Origin of the sequence: Nocardia sp. NPDC005745 (assembly GCF_040630775.1) — a bacterium.
GTDB lineage: Bacteria > Actinomycetota > Actinomycetes > Mycobacteriales > Mycobacteriaceae > Nocardia.
Genome location: NZ_JBEXYF010000019.1, coordinates 93,632 through 112,351 on the forward strand (window position 1 = coordinate 93,632; position 18,720 = coordinate 112,351).

An 18,720-nucleotide genomic window follows, 5' to 3' on the forward strand; every position below is an offset into this window, starting at 1 on the left:
AGATGCCATCACAGGAGAACGGGTTCGGCGGGGAGCCGCCCGCGGAGGTCACCGCACCCGGTGTCGATATCGCCGCACTGAACCGAGCGGTCGACGACGGCTCGCTGTGGATCGACGGCCTCTTGGTCGCCGACGGCGCGCACGAACGCTGCGCGCGCCAGTACGAGTTGCTCGCCGACCGGGTCGAAGAGCAGATCCGCATCCTGAGCGCCGCCACCGGACTGCCGGGATTCGGCGGATTCGCCTCCGGCGACGCGCTGCGCGCCGGTTTCGAGCGCAAGGCCGACGGCGCGATCGCGCGATTGACCGGATATGCCTCCGCCGCAAGGGATCTCGCCCAGACCTTCCGCGCCGCGGCCGCCACCTACCAGCAGGCCGACGAGGCGCTGGCGCAGGCGGTCGAACGGATCGACGTGACGGGAGCCGCGCATGCGTGAGATGCCGCGCGCTGGTGAGCGGGCCACCCACCGGCGCACCGACCCCGCGTACGCGCCGAACGTCGAGGTGTTCGACAACCTCACACACACCGAGATCCACGCCAAGGTGCAGCTGCTCGACCCGGCCGTGCTCTCGGGCGGCACGCAGGCATGGAGCGACGCGGCGGCGCACCTCGCCGACGCGGTCTTCCAGGCGCACACCGAGATTCGCGCAGCCATCGCCGACGGCTGGCGCGGCTCCGCGGCGAAGAGCGCGGACGCGGTGGTGCGCGTATTCGAACAGAGCGGCCAGGACTTGGCCGACGTGTTCGCGGTGGTCTCGCAGCGTCTCGGGCAAGCGAGCGACGCGGCGGAAGCGCTGCGCGCCGCGGTGACCGAGCCGCCCACCGCGGCACCGGATCTCGCGGGGGCGCTGCTGGATCCGTCCCGGGCGACCAGCAATGTCGAAGGACAGAAGGCGAGTGAGCACGCCCGCCAGGACGTCGTGCGAGCGATGAACGACATCTACGCGGGTGTGTTCGTGCAGACCGGCACCGACGTGCCCGCGTACCCCGACGAAGCGGACCGGCCGACCGCCACGGCGCCCACGCCCGCACCGGCGAGCAAGCTCGTCGGGACCGTGCAGCCCTCCCCCGACGCGCGGCCGATATCGCTGGGAACGCACGCGCAGGAACCGAACGGCGCAGCGGAGCGGAGCATCGGCACGGCGCCCGCCGATCAGGCGCCCGCCGCGGAGACTCCGACCACGTCCGCCGCCGCTGCCGAGCCCGCCACCGCCCCGATCACGGCCGAGACACCGGCGACGACCGCGCCCAGGGTCGTATCCGCCGCCACGGCGGCGCTCCCGACGGTGGCGGCGGCCGCATCCCTTCTGCGCACCGCGCCCGCCGCGGCCGCGGCGGGACCGACCACCGCATCCGCCTCGGCGACGAGCGAGCCGATGACAACGCCCGCCGTACCGGGCGTGGGGAGCCAGGTGCCCCCCGAGGACCAACGTAAGCGCGACGAGCGGCGCAAGAACAACGACAGCGGCGACGCGGCGGTCACCGGCCTGAGCGCGGGCGCGATGGGCGGCCTGATGGGCGGTGCGGTGGCCGCGGTCGACACCCCGCGCACGGGTTCGAGCGTGGCCGCGAACGCTGTGTCCGCGCGCTCGGCGCCGCTCGATGACGAGGACGACGAGTTCGATCTCGACGATCTCCCCACCTTCCTCGAGCCCTCCGACGACGGCGGCGAACTCATCGGATCCCTCGATCCGACCACGCCGCCCGTGCTCGGTGAATGGTCCGAGTACGAGTGAACTGGACGCTGACCCCGGACCAGTTCGCGCTGGCCTGGTCGCGCACCGACGGTGATCGCATCCCCTATCCGCTGGCCGTGCGCCTGTCGGCACGCGACAGCGGTGAGCGCGCCGCGCAGCTTCCGGCGCTCGATCACTGGTGTGCTCAGGTGCTGGATGCCGACCTCGAAGCGGCGCTGCGCATCCTCGCCCAGCCGGATCTGCGAGTGGAGGTGTTCGGTCAGCGTGACGCGGCGCCCGGCCCGCCCGCACGGGGAAACGGCGGCCCGCCGTCGGTCGTATCCGCGGAAAGCGAACCGGCGCGCCCGATCCGTATCCTCGGCGCCGCCGCCGGGAACATCGCGGTGGTCGCGGCGCAGCGCCCCGGCGCGACGCCCGACCGGGGCGGCGACGTGCGGCTGTTCGCGGGCAGCTCGAAGAGCCTCTGCGCGCGGATCGTTTCGATGCTGCCGGACAACGCTCCCGGCACGCTCCCGCGCATGACCGCTCCGCTGGCCCAGGTCGGGGAAGACAGTCGCAACCTGGTCACCGTTCCGGTCGCCGGGCCCTCCACCTCGTCCCGGATCCGCAAGCTGCTCAAACAGCCCCGCGAAGGCATCGGCCAGATGGTGGTCTCCGCGCGACGCGGCGAGGGCGAACTGCGTCCGTTCGGCGTGCTGTGCTGGATCGATGTGCTCGCCGACGGCCGGTACGCGGTGCGCACCGGCACGGACGTCGATGTCGTCGCGGTGACCGCGGAGGGTTTCGCCGCCCACCTGCGACCGCTCGTCACCGCGGCCGCGCGCACGTCGACGGCTTTCGCCGGGCGTTGAACATCTCGGCGGCCCGTTACGCGGTCAACCGCCTCCAGGGGTCGACCTTCTACGGCGGGTTCCCAACGCCTCCGGCAACGGCGCGACCGGACCGTTTACGGTGTACGAGTGCCACTCTACGAATTCGAAGGCAAACGACCGCAGGTCGATCCGACGGCGTTCATCGCGCCGACGGCGACCCTGATCGGTGACGTCCGGGTCGAGGCGGGCGCCTCCATCTGGTACGGCGCGGTGCTGCGGGCGGACCTGGCGCCGATCGTCATCCGGGAACGCGCCAACATCCAGGACAACGCGGTGCTGCACGTGCCGCCGGACGTGCCGATGGAGATCGGGCCCGGTGCGACGATCGCGCACAGCGTGGTCTTCCACGGCGCCGCGGTCGGCGCGGAGGCCATCGTCGGCAACGGGACCACGGTGCTGGATCTGGCCAAGATCGGGGCGGGCAGCATGATCGCCGCCCACTCGCTGGTGCCACCCGGGGCGGAGATTCCCGACGGCGTGCTCGCCGCCGGATCTCCCGCCGAGGTGAAACGGCCGATCGAGGGCACTCAGGCGCAGATGTGGGTTCGGCTCAACCCGGGCTTCTACGCGGAACTGGCGCAGCGCCACCGCAAGGGCATCGTCGAGATCTGACCGCCGTCAGCACAGCAGCGCGGTGACCTCGGCGTCCTCGAGCTGGTGGAAATCCCGGTAGGCGCCGCCGACGCCGCCGAGCGAGCGCGGCACCCACGGGCAGACCACCTCGTCGGCCTCGTCGGCGACCCGGCGCATCGCCTCCGTGGAGGAGACCGGGACGGCGGCGACGACTCGCGCGGGCTGGTGCAGGTGCGCGACCCGGCAGGCGACAACGACCGTGGCGCCGGTCGCCATGCCGTCGTCGACGATCACCACCGTGCGCCCCGCCAGCGGGATCGGCCGCGACGCTCCGCGCAGCACCTGCCTGCGCCGCTCCAGTTCGGCGCGCTCCCGCGCCTCGATCGAGTCGACCTTCCTCGGCGTCAACCCCGTGTGCGCCAGTACATCCGGGTTGAGCACCCGGACCCCGTCCTCGCCGACGGCGCCCAGCGCCAGCTCCGGCTGCCACGGCACACCCAGCTTGCGGACCAGAAGGATGTCGAGGTCACCGCCGATCACCTCGCGCACCGCCGCCGCTACCGGCACTCCGCCGCGCGGCAGACCGAGCACCAAGGGGTTCGACGCGCGTAGGTGTTCCAGATGCTCACCCAGCGCGTGACCGGCCGAGGTCCGATCGGCGTACATCATCGATGTCGAACGCTACTCCGGTCCGCGCTCGGTGATCGCGAATCGCCGCAACGCGAGGCTCGGGTTGGCGGTGCGCACCTTGCTCAGGTACGCCAGGTCGATTCCGGCGGTGAGCACGCCCGTCTCGTCGCCGAGTCCGGCGAGCACCGAACCGGCCGGGTCCACGATCATCGACGCGCCCGCGCCCCGGGGTGCGGCCTGGTCCGCGGCGGCCACGTACACGGTGTTCTCGATGGCCCGCGCCCGCACCAGCGTGGTCCACTGGTCGACCTTGCCCGGTCCGGGGATCCACTGGGCGGGCAGCAGCAGCACCTGCGCGCCCGCCGCGGCGACCCGGCGGACGCCTTCGGGGAAGCGCAGATCGAAACAGGTCTGCATGCCGAAAATCACATCACCGACCGCGAAGGTGGCCGGCGCCTCGATCGCGCCCGGCTCGACCACGTCGGATTCGAGGTGGCCGAACGCGTCATAGAGGTGGACCTTCCGATAGCGGGTGACGAGGGATCCGTCGGGGCCGAGCACGACCAGGGTGTTGCGGATGCGGTCGCCGCCGGGAGCGACCTGCTCCACCGTTCCGGCGACCAAGAACACGTCGAACTCGCGCGCGATCTCCCCGAGGCCGGTGACGAATGGGCCGGTCAGAGGCTCGGCGACGGCGACGACCCGCTCGTCGAGCCGGGTGACGGCGAACATCGAGTATTCCGGTGCGACCACCACGCGGGCACCGCGCTCGCGGGCCGTGCGCACGTGCTCGCGCAGCGCCGCGAGGTTCGCCGAGGGGTCCGTCGAGGGGGCGAACTGGACGACCGCCACGTCCAGCTGATCCGGCGTCGCGTCCTGCCGCGCGGGCGAGTTGTCCAGTTGCATAGGTCTCACCGTATTGGGGCGGTGACCGGTGCGACCAGCACGAGGCAGTAAACTCCTGGTCAATGAGCACCAATCAGGTCGACAGCGTTTCTGGCGACAACGACAGGGACACCGACGGCCCGTCGTTCGCCGATCTGGGCATCGATGACCGCATTCTCGCGGCCATCGCCGATGTCGGTTACGAATCGCCCTCGCCGATCCAGGCGGCGACGATTCCGCCGCTGCTCTCCGGCGCCGACGTCGTCGGTCTCGCACAGACCGGTACCGGCAAGACAGCGGCGTTCGCCATCCCGATCCTGATGGGGCTCGAAGCCACCGGCCGCACCCCGCGCGCCCTGGTGCTCGCCCCGACCCGCGAACTCGCGATCCAGGTCGCCGAGGCGTTCGGCCGCTACGCCGCGCACATCCCCGGGCTGCATGTGCTGCCCATCTACGGCGGGCAGAGCTACGGCGTGCAGCTGTCGGGCCTGCGCCGCGGCGCGCACGTCGTGGTCGGCACGCCGGGCCGGGTGATCGATCACCTGGAGAAGGGCACGCTCGACCTGTCGCAGTTGCAGTACCTGGTGCTCGACGAGGCCGACGAGATGCTCAAGATGGGCTTCCAGGAGGACGTCGAGCGCATCCTCGCCGACACTCCGGCGGACAAGCAGGTGGCGCTGTTCTCGGCCACCATGCCCGCGGCGATCCGCAAGATCTCCAAGCAGTACCTGCGCGAGCCGGTGGAGATCACGGTCAAGGCCAAGACCTCGACGGCCACCAACATCACCCAGCGCTGGGTGCAGGTCTCGCATCAGCGCAAGCTGGACGCGCTGACCCGGGTGCTCGAGGTCGAATCGTTCGAGGCGATGATCATCTTCGTCCGCACCAAGCAGGCCACCGAGGAACTCGCCGAAAAGCTGCGGGCCAGGGGCTTTTCCGCCGCCGCGATCAACGGCGACATCGCGCAGAACCAGCGCGAGCGCACCATCGGCCAGCTCAAGTCCGGCGCCCTGGACATCCTGGTCGCCACCGACGTGGCCGCGCGCGGGCTGGACGTGGACCGCATCTCGCATGTGGTCAACTACGACATCCCGCACGACACCGAGTCCTACGTGCACCGCATCGGCCGCACCGGCCGCGCCGGGCGCAGCGGCGAAGCTCTGCTGTTCGTCGCGCCGCGCGAGCGGCACCTGCTCAAGTCGATCGAGCGAGCGACCCGCCACCCGCTGACCGAGATGCAACTGCCCAGCGTGGAAGACGTCAACGCGCAGCGGGTCACCAAGTTCGGCGACGCCATCACCGAGAACCTCACCTCGGCGAATCTTCCGCTGTTCCGCAAACTGATCGAGGACTACGAGCGCGAGCACAACATCCCGCTGGCCGACATCGCCGCGGCGCTGGCGATGGGCTCCTACGACGGCGACACCTTCTTCATGGAGCCCGAGCCGGAGCCGGTCGAGCGCCCGCATCGCGAGCGGACCCCGCGCGAGCGGCCCGTCCGGCACTTCGACGAGGACCGGCAGGGTGGTGCGCACCACCGGGCCACCGGAACCGAGCTGGCGACCTACCGAATCAGCGTGGGCAAGCGGCATCGCGTGGTGCCCGGCGCGATCGTCGGCGCCATCGCCAACGAAGGCGGCCTGCGCCGCAGCGACTTCGGGCACATCAGCATCCGTCCCGACCACAGCCTGGTGGAGCTGCCCGCGCAGCTGCCTGAGGAGACGCTGGAGGCGTTGCGGCGCACCCGGATCAGCGGTGTGCTCATTCAGCTGCAACTGGATCAGGGCCCGCCGCAGCAACGCTCGTTCACCCGCGGCCCGCGCCGCGAGCGCGAGGGCGTCAAGCGGACGGAGCGCCGTAAGCCGCGTTCCTGAGCCGGGGAGGGTAGGCCGAGGTCAGGCGCGCTAGCTACAGTGTTGCGGTCCGTGTGTAATTCGGCGCACGCCGGTAGCGGGTGTCCCGCCAAGACACAGGAGGGCCGCGTTTGTTCGTGTTCGGTGATCGTGTCGTCTGCACCACCGTCGATCTCGTCCGCGCGGCGCACTGCGAGTTCGCGCTGCTGCGTGCCCTCGACGCCGACTTGGGCACCATCCCGGCCGAACCAGGAAGCACCGCGGCGGGCCAGGAGGCCGCGCGGGGAACCGAGGACGTGCGGCAACGCCTTCTCACCGACTACCGCGCACGGTTCGGCGGTGCGGTGGTCGAGATCGACCGTCCGCCGGACGAACCGGGCGATCCGGCCCGCCACGTCGCGGCACTGACCGCCGCGCACGCCGACACGGTCGCCGCGTTGCGCTCGGGCGCACACGTGGTGCACGGCGCGACCTTCTTCGACGGCCGGTTCCAGTGCTCCGCCGACTTCCTGGTGCGGGCCGAACACCGCGTTCGCTACACCGTGCACGGCATCGCGCCGACCACCGCGGACCGGGTGGCCGCCGCACTGGAACTCGCCGCCTGCGCCGAGGCTCTCGACCGCTCGGGCGCGCTCACCGCGCCGCTGGTGCGGCTGCACCTGGGCGAGGAGAGCAGCGCCAAGGCGCTGAGCGAGCTGCTTCCGCTGCATCGGGCGCGCAGGCGCAGGGTCGAACGCATCGTGGAGGAGAAGCTCGGCGAACTGCTGCCCGTGCAGTGGGGCGATCCCCGTTATCTCGCTTGCGGCCGCTGCCGCACCTGCGTCGAGGCCCTGTCCGCCGCGCGTGATCTGCTGCTCGTGGCCGGTATGCCGCCCGCGGCGCGCGCCCGGCTGCGCGAAGCGGGGGTGAACACTCTCGACCGGCTGGCCACCTCGGAGATCGCGGTGCCAGGCGTGCCGCCGCGCACCGTCTCCGCGCTGCGCCGCCAGGCGGAAATCCAGCTGCGGCGCGAAGTTTCGGGCGAGCCCAGCTACGCGCTGCTCGACGCGGCCGCGCTCGGGGCGCTGCCCGCGCCCTCCCCCGGCGATCTCTCGCTCACCATCGCGGGCGGCGGCCGCACTCCGCTCGTCGTGGAGGTCGGCGGGCCGGACACGGTGCACCTCTCGTTGCGCGGGCCGAGCGGATCGAGCGAACCCCGCGCGGCCGCCGCCGCGGAACGCCGGGTGCTCGAGCAGGTGCTCGACTATTTGACCCAGCGCCGCCGGATCTATCCCGACCTGCACGTCTACCACTACTCGGCCATGGTGCGCACGGCACTGCTGCGCTGTACCGGACGGCACGGCGTCAACGAAGAACTCGTGGACGAGCTGTTGTGCGAGGGCGTCCTGGTCGACCTGTATCCGATCCTTCGTAACGCGCTGCTCATCGGGGAGTCCTCCTACCGGCTCAGCGGGCTGCGGCGACTGCTTCCCGATTCGACCGCCTCCGAACACGATTGCCACACGGTGCTGCGCTTACGCGATTGGCTGCTCGATCGCGCGGGCGAGCAGCGCATCGCCACGCGGGCCGTGGCGCCGGGGCGGCCGGACGCGTGGTGCGCCGCGGTCCCCGGTGAGCCCGCGCCGCCGCCGTCGTCCCGGCCGTCGTCGCTGGAGGCCGCGCTCGCGGAATACGCCGCCGCGCAGGGCGATCCGCTGCACCCCGCCGCGATGATGGCCGCGGCGCTCGGTTACCACCGGCGTGAGCGGCAGCCGCTGTGGTGGGCGCACGCCGACCGGCTCAGCCATCCGGTGGACGAATGGGCCGAGGCTCCCGGCGTTCTGGTCGCAGACTGGGGCACGGTCGACACCAAGTGGCATCGGCGCCCCGACCGCCCGGCGATGCGGCGCTACCTGACCCTGACCGGCCGGATCGGCACCGGTTCGAGCGGCGCACCCGGCCCGAGCACACTCACCCCCGGCACCACCGTCTACACCTTCTACGACCAGCCGATGCCGGACGGCATGGTCACCGGGGCGGGCCTGCGGGCCACCGCGACGGCGACGGTGCTCGGCTGCTCGGTGGACACCGAATTCGACGACGCCGTCCGGCTGGAGGAATTGCTGCCCGAGGACTGCGAACCCTACGACGATTTGCCCTCCGCGATCGCGCCCGGCCTCCCGGACTGGGACGAGAACGCGGAACTGGCGATCGAACTCGCGGCGCAGCAGTTGCTGATGACCCTGCCGGACGCCCCGCGCTCGGCCGTCTTCGACATCCTCGCCCGCCGTCCGCCGCGGCTGCGCGGCGAGGCCAGGTTGCCCGAGGTGCACGGCGACTACGCCGTGGCGATCACCGCCGCGCTGTGCGCCCTCGACGACTCCTACGTCGCCGTGCAGGGCCCGTCGGGCACCGGGAAGACCGCGACCGCGGCCCGGGTGCTGGAGCGGCTGATCACACGGAACAAGTGGCGGATCGGCATCGTCGCGCGAGAGGCCGCCACCGTGGAGAACCTGCTCGACGCGGTCGTGCGGGCGGGCGTGCTGCCGGAACTGGTCGCCAAGAAGGACGCGGCGGCGGTCGCCCCGGAGTGGGTGGTGATCGACGCCGCCCGCTATCCGCGATTCCTGGACAACGCGATCAGCGGTTGCGTCCTCGGCGGCGATCCGGCCGATTTCGCGAACGAGGATCTGGTGCCGCGTGCGGGCCTCGACCTGCTCGTCGTCGCCGACGCGGGCCGCTTCCCGCTGGCCGAGACCGTCTCCGTCGCGGCGTGCGCACGCAACCTGTTGCTGCTCGGTGACCCGGTCGCGTCGAGCGCACGCGGCGCCCACCCCGCCCCGATCGGCGAATCGGTACTCGGCTGGCTGGCCGAGGGACGCCAGACCTTGCCCACCGAGCGGGGTTACTTCCTGGACCGCACCTGGCGGATGCACCCGGCGGTCTGCGAACCCGTCTCCCGCCTCTACTACGACGGGCGGTTGCGCGCCAACGAGACGGTCACGCTGGCCCGTCGCCTGGACGGCGAGCAGCCCGGCGTGGACACCGTCCTGGTGGAGCACTACGGCAACGCCACCGAGTCACCGGCGGAGGCGCGCGAGGTGGTGCGCCGGGTCCGCGCCCTGCTCGGCATGTCCTGGACGATGGGCGCGACCACGCGCAGGCTGCACCCGCACGACATCTTCGTGGTCGCGCCGTACGCCGCTCAGGTGGCGCGCATCCGCACCCTGCTGGCCCGCGCCAAGATCGAGGACGTCCTCGTGGGCACGCCGGATCGCTTCCGCGGCCGGGAGGCGGCGGTGGTGCTGCTGTCCATGACCACCTCCTCGCCCGCCGACGCGCCCTACGGCATGCCGTCGCTGTTGTCGCGCGGCTTGATCCACGCGCTGTGCCGCGCCATGTGGAAGGCGATCGTCATCCGCTCGCCGCTGCTCACCGAATATCTGCCCGCGAGCACGGACGAACTCGCCGATCTCGGTGCGTTCCTGCGGCTGACCGACGCGGGTCAGCCGAAGCAGACGCCCTCGCCCCGATAGGTCGGCACGCCGACGCGGGAGCCGTCCTCGTCGACCAACTGCACGGCGTCGAACCGCTCGCACAATTCACCGGCCTTCGCGTGCCGGAACCACACCCGGTCGCCGATCCGGAGTTCCGCGGCCCCCGACAGCGGGGTCTGCACCTCACCGGCGCCCTCGGCGCCGAGCAGCTTCAATCCGCGCGGCCACACCGGCTTGGGCACCCGCGACGATCCGGCGGGGCCGGAGGCGATGTAGCCGCCCGCGAAGACGGTAGCGATATCGGCCGCGGGCCTGCGCAGCACGGGCATGGCGAAATACAGCGCGGGTCTGGGGGTGAACGCGCGGTAGTCGTCGAACAGGGTGGGCACGTACAGCCCGGACCCGGCGGTCACCTCGGTGACGTCCGGATCGGCGACGCTGACCTCGATGGACCCGCTGCCGCCGCTGTTGACGATCTCGAGTTCACCGGTCACCGAACGGACCGCGTCGAGCACCTGGGCCCGGCGTTTGCGAATCTCCGCCGCCGACGCCCGCTTCACCAAGCGCACCGCGACATTCGAATCAGGAAGCCCCGCGATCTGCGCCTCGTAGGTCATCACGCCCACCACGTCGAAGCCCCGCCGCAGCGCCGCATCCGCCAGGGCGGCCGCCTGCTGCGGCGTGCGGACCGGAGAACGGCGCACACCGAGATGCAGTGGGCCGATGCGCAGGGAGGCGTCGATGTCCAGACAGACCCGTGGCCGTACCCGATCGGTGCCCACGGCGGCGCGGATCAGGTCGAGTTGCGCGGCATCGTCGACCATCAGCGTGATCGATCGCGACGCGATGTCGTCGGCGGCAAGTTCCGCCAGCGCCGCGCGGTCCACGGTCGGGTAGCCGAGCAGGACATCGCGCGCTCCGTGGCGCACGAGCCAGAGGGCCTCGCGCAGGGAGTAGGACATGACGCCCGCGAAGCCGCCCGCGGCGGTGAGATCGGCGCCGAGGACTTCGGCGAGCACGGCGCGGCAGCGCACGGATTTGCTGGCCACTCGGATCGGGGTGCCCGCCGCGCGACGCACCAGGTCAGCGGCGTTCGCGCGCAGGGTGGGCAGGTCGAGGGCGGCCAGGGGCGGGTCGAGTTCGGCGGTGGCCGCGTGCAGCCCCGCGATCGGCGACGTCTCGGTCACCAGGACAACTCAACCACCAAGTTGGTCAAACGTCCAGTATTTGTCAGATCTCCGCGGCCTTGGTGGCCAGACCACTGACCATCTCGTCGAGCACCACCAGCATGGTCTCGTCATTGCAATCGGCCAGCCAGCGCAGGACCGTACCCTGCACGATCGAGACCACGTTGCAGGCGATCGCCTCCACCGGCTCCAGCCACTGCGTTCCCGACCGCTCGGCACACAGCTTCAAGAACGCGGTGACCTCGGCGTCCTTCTCGCGATAGAACTCCGTCGCGATCGGATCCGGGAAGCAATCGGTCGTGTGCTCCCAGCGCGCGCGCAGCGCCTGCAAGGTCATCTCATACGACTTGATCTGCCTGTTCGGGGTGGCCTTGACCAGCGGCCAGTAGGCACTGACCCCCGCGTGCAGCAACACCCGCAGCGCGCGCAGGCCCGTGTAGTCGAGCGTGGCGGCCGCCGTTTCGACCGCCTCGGTGACGGCGGGGCGTAGCCGGATTTCTGTTATCACTTCTCCACGTGCGCTCAACGACGACTCCCTCTCGGCGAAAGAACTCACGCACCTGCGTCGGCGCGACTCGCTGAACAGGGCGGGCAACCATCGGGAAATACTCGGGCTGCCCGGTCCAACGTTCACCAATGGTAGTGCGTTTTCGGGGTTTGAGAACGGGTTCGATGGGTAATTCCAGACTGAAAGAATGTTTTGTTACCCAACCGGGATCGCAGCGCGATCATGCCGTGCCGGCCGGAAATCCCGCTATGACGGGGGATCTGGGCCTACACCTTCGCCCGACAGACCGTTGACAACGGTACGGTCCGAGCCGTCGGCAACCCAAATCCTGTGGCAAATGCCACAGTGAAACCGCGCGAATCGGTCAGCATAACGTGCGGGGTTCGATCCGCGCCCGACACCGTTTCGTTCCGCGTGCCCGATAGCCTGGATCGGTGACTCTCTCGCCCCCCGCCGACCAGTACTTCCTCTCCGGCACGTTCAACTTCCGCGACACCGGCGGGCTGCGCACCCATGACGGCGCCAAGGTTCGCCCGGGTGTCCTGCTGCGCTCGGCCCAGCTGAGCGGACTCGACGACGCGGGCCACGCCGCGCTACGGGAACTGAGCATCAGCGACGTCCACGACCTGCGCGGACAGCGCGAGATCGACCACATCGGCGCCGACCGGCTGCCCGCGGACGTCCGGCTGACCATCACTCCGTTCGACTCCAGGATGGCCGAGGCGCCGCCGCACGAGGCGACCGCGCGGACCGCCTACACGCACATGCTCGAGGTCTACCGGATGTTCCCGGCGCTGCCCGAGGCGCACGCCGCCATCGCTTCGCTCGCCGAGTCCATCCTGCGCGGCGAAGGCGCCGTGCTGGTGCACTGCGCGGCGGGCAAGGACCGCACCGGCTGGGCCGTCGCCACGCTGCTGCGCGCGGTCGGCGTGAGCGAGGCCGACGTCCAGGCCGACTACCTGCTCAGCAACGGGGCCGTCCCCGCGCTGCGCGCCCTGATGACGGACAAACTGCTGGCCGGCGAGGAGTTGTCGATCGACCTGCTCGGCGTGCGCGAGGAGTACCTGGACATCGCCACCGCGTCGATGCGCGAGTTGCACGGCGACCTGGACGGCTACCTCGCGACCATCGGGCTGACGCCCGACCTGCTCACGCGGCTGCGCGAGCGAATGCTGGAGTGAGAACCGATCACTCGACCGGCACCGCTCCCCTGCGTACCAAGCCGTCGGCGTCGATCGTCACCTGATCGCCGGTGTGGAACCAGGTCCCGGTGAACCGCGCCGCCGTGGTGGTTGGGTCGTTCCAGTAGCGCGGGGTCACATTCGGCCCGCGACAGAGCAATTCGCCGCGGCCCGCCGTCGCCCGCGGCCCCCACAGCGCCAATTCCGTTCCGCCGAAAGGAAACCCGAGCACCGCGGCCGCGTCGGACGAGTCCGCCCGCTCGGCGTCGTCGACCGCGAGACCGATGCCGCTGGTTTCGGTCGCACCCCACACCGACCACTGCCTGGCCGAGGGGAACACGCCGCGCAGTTCGGCCGTGAGCTCGACGGGAGCGACCGGGGACGCGGCGCGTTCGGCGCGATGACCGGCTTTGCTGATCCGCGCGATGCCCTCGGTGCACAGCCCTTCGGCGCGCAGTTCGGCGAGTTCGGGCAGCAAGCTCGCGAAGATCCGCGGCGTCGCGGAGACCATGTCGATCCGCTCGGCGGCGATCGCCTCGGCCATGCCTCGGGCGTCCCGGGTGAGCACCACGGTGCCGCCGACGGCGAAGGTCGGCAACAGCTGATCGACACAGCCGCTGGCGTGCGCCAACGGCAGCAGCACCAGGTTGCGCAGGCCGTCGGTGGGCAGGTCCAGCGCCGCGACCACCGAGCGCACGGCCGACAGCAGATTCTCGTTGGTCAATTCCACGCCCTTGGGCGTGCACGTCCCGCTCGTGTAGCTCAGCAGTGCCAGGTCGCCCAGCGCCGCGCCGTCGTCGATGTAGGCGGCGCCGTCGGGCAGCTCGGCGCCCTTGGGGCCGAGCACGAAATCGGCACGGCTGTCGGCGATCACGCGCTCGGCCACCGCCTCGGGCAACCCATCGTGCACCAGCACCGGTACCGCGCCGCTGAGCAAGGCGCCGAGGAATGCCTGCACCCACCGAGCGCCGGAGGGCATGTGCACCGCGACGCGGTCGCCGTATCCGATGCCGTGCTCCTGCAAGCCGCCCGCGATCCGGGAGGCGCAGTGCCACAGCTCGCGGTAGGTCAGGCGCGGGCCGCCGATCTCCACCACGGCTTCGCGGCTACCGAAGGCGTGCACTTGCAGATCCAGCAGTTCGGTCAGCGCGGGTGTGAGGTTTCCGTAGCGCAGCACCCCGTCGACGCCCCGGGCTAGCGGGTTGTCCCAGGCGTGCGGGCCGGTGAGGGGATATTCGACGAGCAACTGCGACATTCGTCCTCCGCGTGCCTCGAGGTTTCAGGCACTGCGACTATATGACGCATGTCACAACTTCGCTGCGATAGGCGATGAACGTGTCCCAGCTGTCACCGCCCCGAGTAGCGAGCCTTCCCCGGACCCTGCTCGAGGAAACTGCGCACCCCGCCTTTCAGGTCCTCGGTGTCGAACAGCGCTCCCGACACCTCGGGCGTCACCGAATCAGCGTGTGCCACACCGCCGGAACGCCAGGCCTCGATGATCTTCTTGGTCGCCGCGTTCGCCTTCGTCGGGCCATCGGCCAGCCGGTGGGTCAGCGCTTTCGCCGCCGCGTCGAGGTCTTCGTGCACGGCGTTGACCACGCCCCACTCGGCCATCGTCGCCGCGTCGTAGAGGTCGCCGGTCATCACGAACTCGCGGGCCCGTCCGGAGCCCGCGCGTTCGGCGAGGCGCTGCGGCCCGCCCATCGACGGGGTCAGCCCCACCACGATCTCCACCAATCCGAACCGGGTCTTCGGCGCCGCGAGCAGGATGTCGCAGGCGAGCGCGATCTCGAAGGCGGCGGTCAGGGTCAACCCGTGCGCGGCGAACACCACCGGGCACGGCAGCGCCTCCAGCGGGTGGATGATCTGCGCGAACAGCGTGCGCCACAGCTCGGCGCCCTGCTCCGGGGTCAGGCCGTCGAAAACGTGCACGTCGACCCCGCCGGACACCACCTTGCCCTCGGCGCGCAGCAGCAGGGCGCGCGGCGGCCGCGCCGACAGCTCGGCGATATCGGCGATCAGCGCGTCCAGCATCGCCCGATCGAAGAGATTGAGCGGCGGATGGGCGAGGGTGAGGGTCGCCACCTCCGCGCCGGCGTCGGTGCGGACTCGGTCCAGCCGGGTGGCCTTCGTTTCACTCATCCGGTCAGCGTACGAGGTCGATCTGGAAGACTGTCGATGTGACCAAGTCGGCCAGCCAGCGCGGTTCCTACGTCGAACCCGGCGAGTTCAAGAGGGACACGAACTACATCACCACCCGGATCACGGCCGACGGCCGCGACGGCTACCCCGTCGAGCCGGGGCGCTACCGGCTGGTCGCGGCGCGCGCCTGCCCGTGGGCCAATCGAACGCTGATCGTGCGCAGGCTGCTCGGACTGGAGCCGGTGCTCTCGCTCGGACTGTGCGGGCCCACGCACGACAAGCTCAGCTGGACCTTCGATCTGGACCCCGGCGGCGTCGACCCGGTACTCGGCATCCCCCGGCTGCGCGACGCCTATCTGGCCCGGTTCCCGGACTATCCGCGGGGTATCACGGTGCCCGCCGTCGTCGACGTGCCGACCGGGCAGGTCGTCACCAACGACTACGCGCAGATCACGCTCGACTTCTCCACCGAGTGGACCGCGCACCACCGGCCCGGCGCGCCGCAGTTGTACCCGGAGCCGCTGCGCGCGGAGATCGACGAGGTGAACCTCGCGGTGTTCCGCGACGTCAACAACGGCGTCTACCGCTGCGGGTTCGCCGGGGCGCAGGACTCCTACGAGGCCGCCTACGACCGGCTCTTCCACCGCCTGGACATGCTCTCCGAACGCCTTGCCGCGCAACGGTATCTGGTCGGCGACACGATCACCGAGGCCGATGTCCGACTGTTCACCACGCTGGTCCGCTTCGACGCGGTGTATCACGGGCACTTCAAGTGCAACCGGTCCAAGCTCAGTGAGATGCCGGTGCTGTGGGCGTACGCGCGTGATCTGTACCAGACCCCCGGGTTCGGCGACACGATCGACTTCGGTCAGATCAAGACGCACTACTACGTGGTGCACCGCGACATCAACCCGACCGGGATAGTTCCCAAAGGCCCTGATCTGGCGAACTGGCTCACCCCGCACGGCCGGGAGGCCCTCGGCGGCAGGCCGTTCGGTGACGGAACCCCGCCGCCCCCTCCGCCGTCGGGCGAACGCGTGCCCGCGATCGGCACTCCCGCGTAACGGGCGCACCCGGACGACATCCGTCCGGACGAAAGCGAGGCAGCCGCCGGTGGAACCGATGCGGCTGGGTACTTCGTTGTCATGACGAGCTGACGGCAACCGGTGCCATACAGTTCTACCCAGCAGACCGGAAGAGGAGGATGCCGCCGATGCTCAAAGGCGCGTTCGAGAAGACGGTGGTCGAACTGCTCGACACCGGGTCCCGCCTGCAGGCCCCCGCGGTCGCCAAGTACGTGGACCGAATTCGTCGCTCCCATCCGGATGACAGCCCCGCGCAGATCATCGACCGGCTGGAGAAGCAGTACCTGCTCGCGGTGACCGGCAGCGGCAGCGCGGTCGGCGCGACGGCGGCCGTTCCCGGCGTCGGCACCATCGCGGCCATCGCCGCCGTCAGCGCCGAGACCACCTTCTTCATGGAGGCCTCGGCGGTGTTCACCCTGGCGGTGGCCGCGGTGCACGGCATCTCGCCGGAGGACCAGGAGCAGCGCAGGGCGCTCGTGCTGGCCGTCGTGCTCGGCGAGAGCGGCATGCAGATCGTGCAGAAGAGCGTGGGCAGTTCCGCGAAGAACTGGGGCTCGGCCTTCGCCAACCGCATCCCCGGATTGTCGAGCATGAACGATTCGCTGCTGAAGCGGTTCATCATCCGGTTCATCACCAAGCGCGCCGCGCTGATGGCGGGCAAGGTGCTGCCCGCGGGCATCGGCGCCGTGATCGGCGGCGCGGGCAACCGTGCCCTGGGCAAGGCCACGATCAACAACGCGCGCAAGGCATTCGGGAAGCCGCCGGCCACCTGGCCCGGGCACCTGATCATCGACGCCGACCCGTTCACCGCGATCGACCCGGCCAAGCCGCGACCTCCGGCCGAGCCACGATGAGCGGGGTGCTGCCGATCGCGTTCGCGGTCCAGGGATTGACCAAGCGGTACGAACTGGCCACCGCCGTGGCGGACGTCAGCTTCACCGTGCCCTCCGGAGCCATCGCCGCGCTGGTGGGTCCGCGCGGCGCCGGCAAGACCACGATTCTGCGGGTGCTGCTCGGACTGGTCGTCCCCACCTCCGGAACCGCGTCCGTCGGTGGGCCCGGGGCCCGGCGCGACGGCACGGGCTCCGCGAGCGTGATCGGCGGCGTCCTCTCCCCCCGCGGACTGCCTCCGGCCCGTACCGCGCGAGAGCACCTCTGGATCCACGCCGCCGCGGCGAACGTCGCCGACAGCCGGGTGACCGAGGTACTCGAACTGGTGGGGCTGGACGAGCACGCCACGACCAAGACCGGCGACCTGTCGATCGGGCAGCAGACCAGGCTGGCCCTGGCCACCGCGCTGCTCGCCGATCCTCCGCTGCTGGTGCTCGACGATCCGATGGACGGGCTCGACGCCGCCGAACGCGGCTGGCTGCACGACTTCCTGCGCGGCCACACCCGCCGCGGCGGCAGTGTCCTGCTGACCAGCGAGAGCCTCGGCGCCGTACTGCCCGCCGCCGACCAGCTGGTCGTCCTGCACGAGGGCACTGTGGTGTACCAGGGCACTCCGGCGCGGCTGCGGCGCGGGCACCCGGACCGTCTGGTGGTCGCGGCGTCCACACCTATCGCGCTGGCCACCATGCTCGCGGCACAGGGATTCACCGACGCGGTGATCCGGCCGGACGGTCGCCTCGCCGTCGCCGAAGCGAGCGAAGCGCAGATCCGCACGGCCGCCACCGCGGCGCAGGTGCGCATCGATAGCATCGTCGCCGACCCGATCCATCCCGACCGCGTGCTCGCGTCGCTGACCAAACCCACCGCCGCGCCCGCGCCGCACTACCCGGGTCTTTCCGCGCCCGGCGCCCAGCCACCCTCGCCGACGCCCTACGGAATCCCACGATGATCACCATCCTGCCCGCGGACCTGGTGCCGAACGTCAACTCCGAGGTGCGCAAGGTCGTCACGATGCCGCGCGCCAGGACGCTCGCCGCCGCGCTGCTCGCCGTGGCACTGTTCGCGAGCCTCGTGTCGGCGAGCCTGGCCGGGCCGCCGGATCCGCGCGGCCAGCCCGCCACCGGCGCGGCGACGATCGGCCTCTACGTCGCGCTGGCGCTGGTCGTGCTCGCGGCCGCGGTCTTCGGCGCGGTGGGCACCGGCGCCGAGTACCGGTACCACAGCATGGCGGTGACCGCGCTGTTCACCGCCGACCGCGACCGGCTCGCCGCCGGGAAATTCCTGGTCATCGGATGTTGTACGCTGGCGGCGGCGGTAGCGGTCGAGCTGGTGTCGGTCGGGGCCCTGTTCGGCGTCGGACACGGCAAGATCGTCGTCACCGGGGAGTTCTTCGCGGTACTCGGCGGCGGGCTGCTCGCCGCGGTCTGCTGGTCGCTGATCGGCGCGAGCGCGGGCATCCTGCTGCAATCCTCGACCAGAGCCGTGCCGCTGCTGCTCGGCTGGATCGTGCTCGCCGAACCCTTGATCTGGCTGATCGCACGCGGCCTCGGCATTCCGGGCGTGGTCACCCTGCTGCCCGTCTCCGCGACCGTCGGCACCGTGGCGGTGGGTTCCTACCCCGACAGCGATCTACTCGCCCCCACCCCGGCCGCCGTCGTGGTCTTGCTGCTGTGGACCATCGGCCTGGGCGCCGCGAGCTGGTGGAGCCTGCGCACCCGCGACCTGTGATCCGCGGCCGG

General features: G+C 71.0%; 17 protein-coding genes. 11 read left to right on the forward strand and 6 right to left on the reverse strand.

The window, feature by feature from the left end; genetic code table 11:
• Nucleotides 1–2: 2 nt before the first annotated feature.
• From ABZ420_RS21075 to ABZ420_RS21090, 4 genes are all read left to right on the forward strand, one after another.
• On the forward strand, nt 3–437 hold the full coding sequence (locus ABZ420_RS21075; RefSeq protein WP_357125186.1) for a hypothetical protein: 435 nt from the start codon (nt 3–5) through the stop codon (nt 435–437).
• Nucleotides 430–1,737 carry a hypothetical protein gene (locus ABZ420_RS21080; protein WP_357125189.1) on the forward strand — a complete coding sequence of 436 codons (1,308 nt, stop codon included), beginning with the start codon at nt 430–432 and terminating at the stop codon, nt 1,735–1,737. Before ABZ420_RS21075 ends, ABZ420_RS21080 begins: the two co-directional genes overlap by 8 nt.
• Entirely contained in the window at nt 1,734–2,549 is an 816-nt protein-coding gene (locus ABZ420_RS21085; RefSeq protein ID WP_357125191.1) for an ESX secretion-associated protein EspG, read from the forward strand. The genes ABZ420_RS21080 and ABZ420_RS21085 overlap by 4 nt, the downstream gene beginning before the upstream one ends.
• A 108-nt stretch (nt 2,550–2,657) precedes the next feature.
• Nucleotides 2,658–3,182: a gamma carbonic anhydrase family protein gene (locus tag ABZ420_RS21090; protein ID WP_357125194.1), complete on the forward strand. Its 525-nt coding sequence runs from the start codon at nt 2,658–2,660 to the stop codon at nt 3,180–3,182.
• A gap of 6 nt (nt 3,183–3,188) precedes the next feature.
• On the opposite strand, the gene ABZ420_RS21095 is transcribed toward ABZ420_RS21090, so the two are convergent.
• Nucleotides 3,189–3,812 carry a phosphoribosyltransferase family protein gene (locus ABZ420_RS21095; RefSeq protein WP_357044672.1) on the reverse strand — a complete coding sequence of 208 codons (624 nt, stop codon included), beginning with the start codon at nt 3,810–3,812 and terminating at the stop codon, nt 3,189–3,191.
• Between the two features lie 12 nt (nt 3,813–3,824).
• On the reverse strand, nt 3,825–4,679 hold the full coding sequence (locus tag ABZ420_RS21100; RefSeq protein ID WP_357125197.1) for a carbon-nitrogen hydrolase family protein: 855 nt from the start codon (nt 4,677–4,679) through the stop codon (nt 3,825–3,827).
• 62 nt (nt 4,680–4,741) lie between these two features.
• Between ABZ420_RS21100 and ABZ420_RS21105 the strand changes: the two genes are divergently transcribed.
• Together ABZ420_RS21105 and ABZ420_RS21110 are read left to right on the forward strand one after the other, a co-directional pair.
• Complete coding sequence (locus tag ABZ420_RS21105; protein ID WP_357125200.1) at nt 4,742–6,532, forward strand: DEAD/DEAH box helicase; 1,791 nt, start codon at nt 4,742–4,744, stop codon at nt 6,530–6,532.
• A gap of 116 nt (nt 6,533–6,648) precedes the next feature.
• Nucleotides 6,649–10,026, forward strand: a complete 3,378-nt coding sequence (locus tag ABZ420_RS21110; RefSeq protein WP_357125336.1) for an AAA domain-containing protein — start codon at nt 6,649–6,651, stop codon at nt 10,024–10,026.
• Here the strand turns inward: ABZ420_RS21110 and ABZ420_RS21115 are convergent.
• On the reverse strand, nt 9,996–11,174 hold the full coding sequence (locus ABZ420_RS21115) for an alanine racemase (protein WP_357125203.1): 1,179 nt from the start codon (nt 11,172–11,174) through the stop codon (nt 9,996–9,998). The genes ABZ420_RS21110 and ABZ420_RS21115 overlap by 31 nt on opposite strands.
• Nucleotides 11,175–11,217: 43 nt before the next feature.
• Complete coding sequence (locus ABZ420_RS21120; protein ID WP_357125206.1) at nt 11,218–11,700, reverse strand: TetR family transcriptional regulator; 483 nt, start codon at nt 11,698–11,700, stop codon at nt 11,218–11,220.
• Nucleotides 11,701–12,116: 416 nt separating this feature from the next.
• On the opposite strand from ABZ420_RS21120, the gene ABZ420_RS21125 reads away from it, so the two are divergent.
• Nucleotides 12,117–12,863: a tyrosine-protein phosphatase gene (locus tag ABZ420_RS21125; RefSeq protein WP_357125209.1), complete on the forward strand. Its 747-nt coding sequence runs from the start codon at nt 12,117–12,119 to the stop codon at nt 12,861–12,863.
• Nucleotides 12,864–12,870: 7 nt separating this feature from the next.
• On the opposite strand, the gene ABZ420_RS21130 is transcribed toward ABZ420_RS21125, so the two are convergent.
• Nucleotides 12,871–14,118, reverse strand: coding sequence for a long-chain fatty acid--CoA ligase (locus ABZ420_RS21130; protein ID WP_357125211.1), 1,248 nt, complete (start codon nt 14,116–14,118; stop codon nt 12,871–12,873).
• A gap of 92 nt (nt 14,119–14,210) precedes the next feature.
• Nucleotides 14,211–15,005 carry an enoyl-CoA hydratase/isomerase family protein gene (locus ABZ420_RS21135; RefSeq protein ID WP_357125214.1) on the reverse strand — a complete coding sequence of 265 codons (795 nt, stop codon included), beginning with the start codon at nt 15,003–15,005 and terminating at the stop codon, nt 14,211–14,213.
• 38 nt (nt 15,006–15,043) lie between these two features.
• Between ABZ420_RS21135 and ABZ420_RS21140 the strand changes: the two genes are divergently transcribed.
• From ABZ420_RS21140 to ABZ420_RS21155, 4 genes are all read left to right on the forward strand, one after another.
• Complete coding sequence (locus tag ABZ420_RS21140; protein WP_357125217.1) at nt 15,044–16,069, forward strand: glutathione S-transferase C-terminal domain-containing protein; 1,026 nt, start codon at nt 15,044–15,046, stop codon at nt 16,067–16,069.
• Between the two features lie 149 nt (nt 16,070–16,218).
• A complete protein-coding gene (locus ABZ420_RS21145; protein ID WP_357125220.1) occupies nt 16,219–16,944 on the forward strand; it encodes a hypothetical protein in 726 nt (241 codons plus the stop codon).
• Complete coding sequence (locus ABZ420_RS21150) at nt 16,941–17,930, forward strand: ATP-binding cassette domain-containing protein (protein ID WP_357125223.1); 990 nt, start codon at nt 16,941–16,943, stop codon at nt 17,928–17,930. Before ABZ420_RS21145 ends, ABZ420_RS21150 begins: the two co-directional genes overlap by 4 nt.
• Nucleotides 17,927–18,709 carry an ABC transporter permease gene (locus ABZ420_RS21155; protein ID WP_357125225.1) on the forward strand — a complete coding sequence of 261 codons (783 nt, stop codon included), beginning with the start codon at nt 17,927–17,929 and terminating at the stop codon, nt 18,707–18,709. Before ABZ420_RS21150 ends, ABZ420_RS21155 begins: the two co-directional genes overlap by 4 nt.
• Nucleotides 18,710–18,720 lie beyond the last annotated feature (11 nt).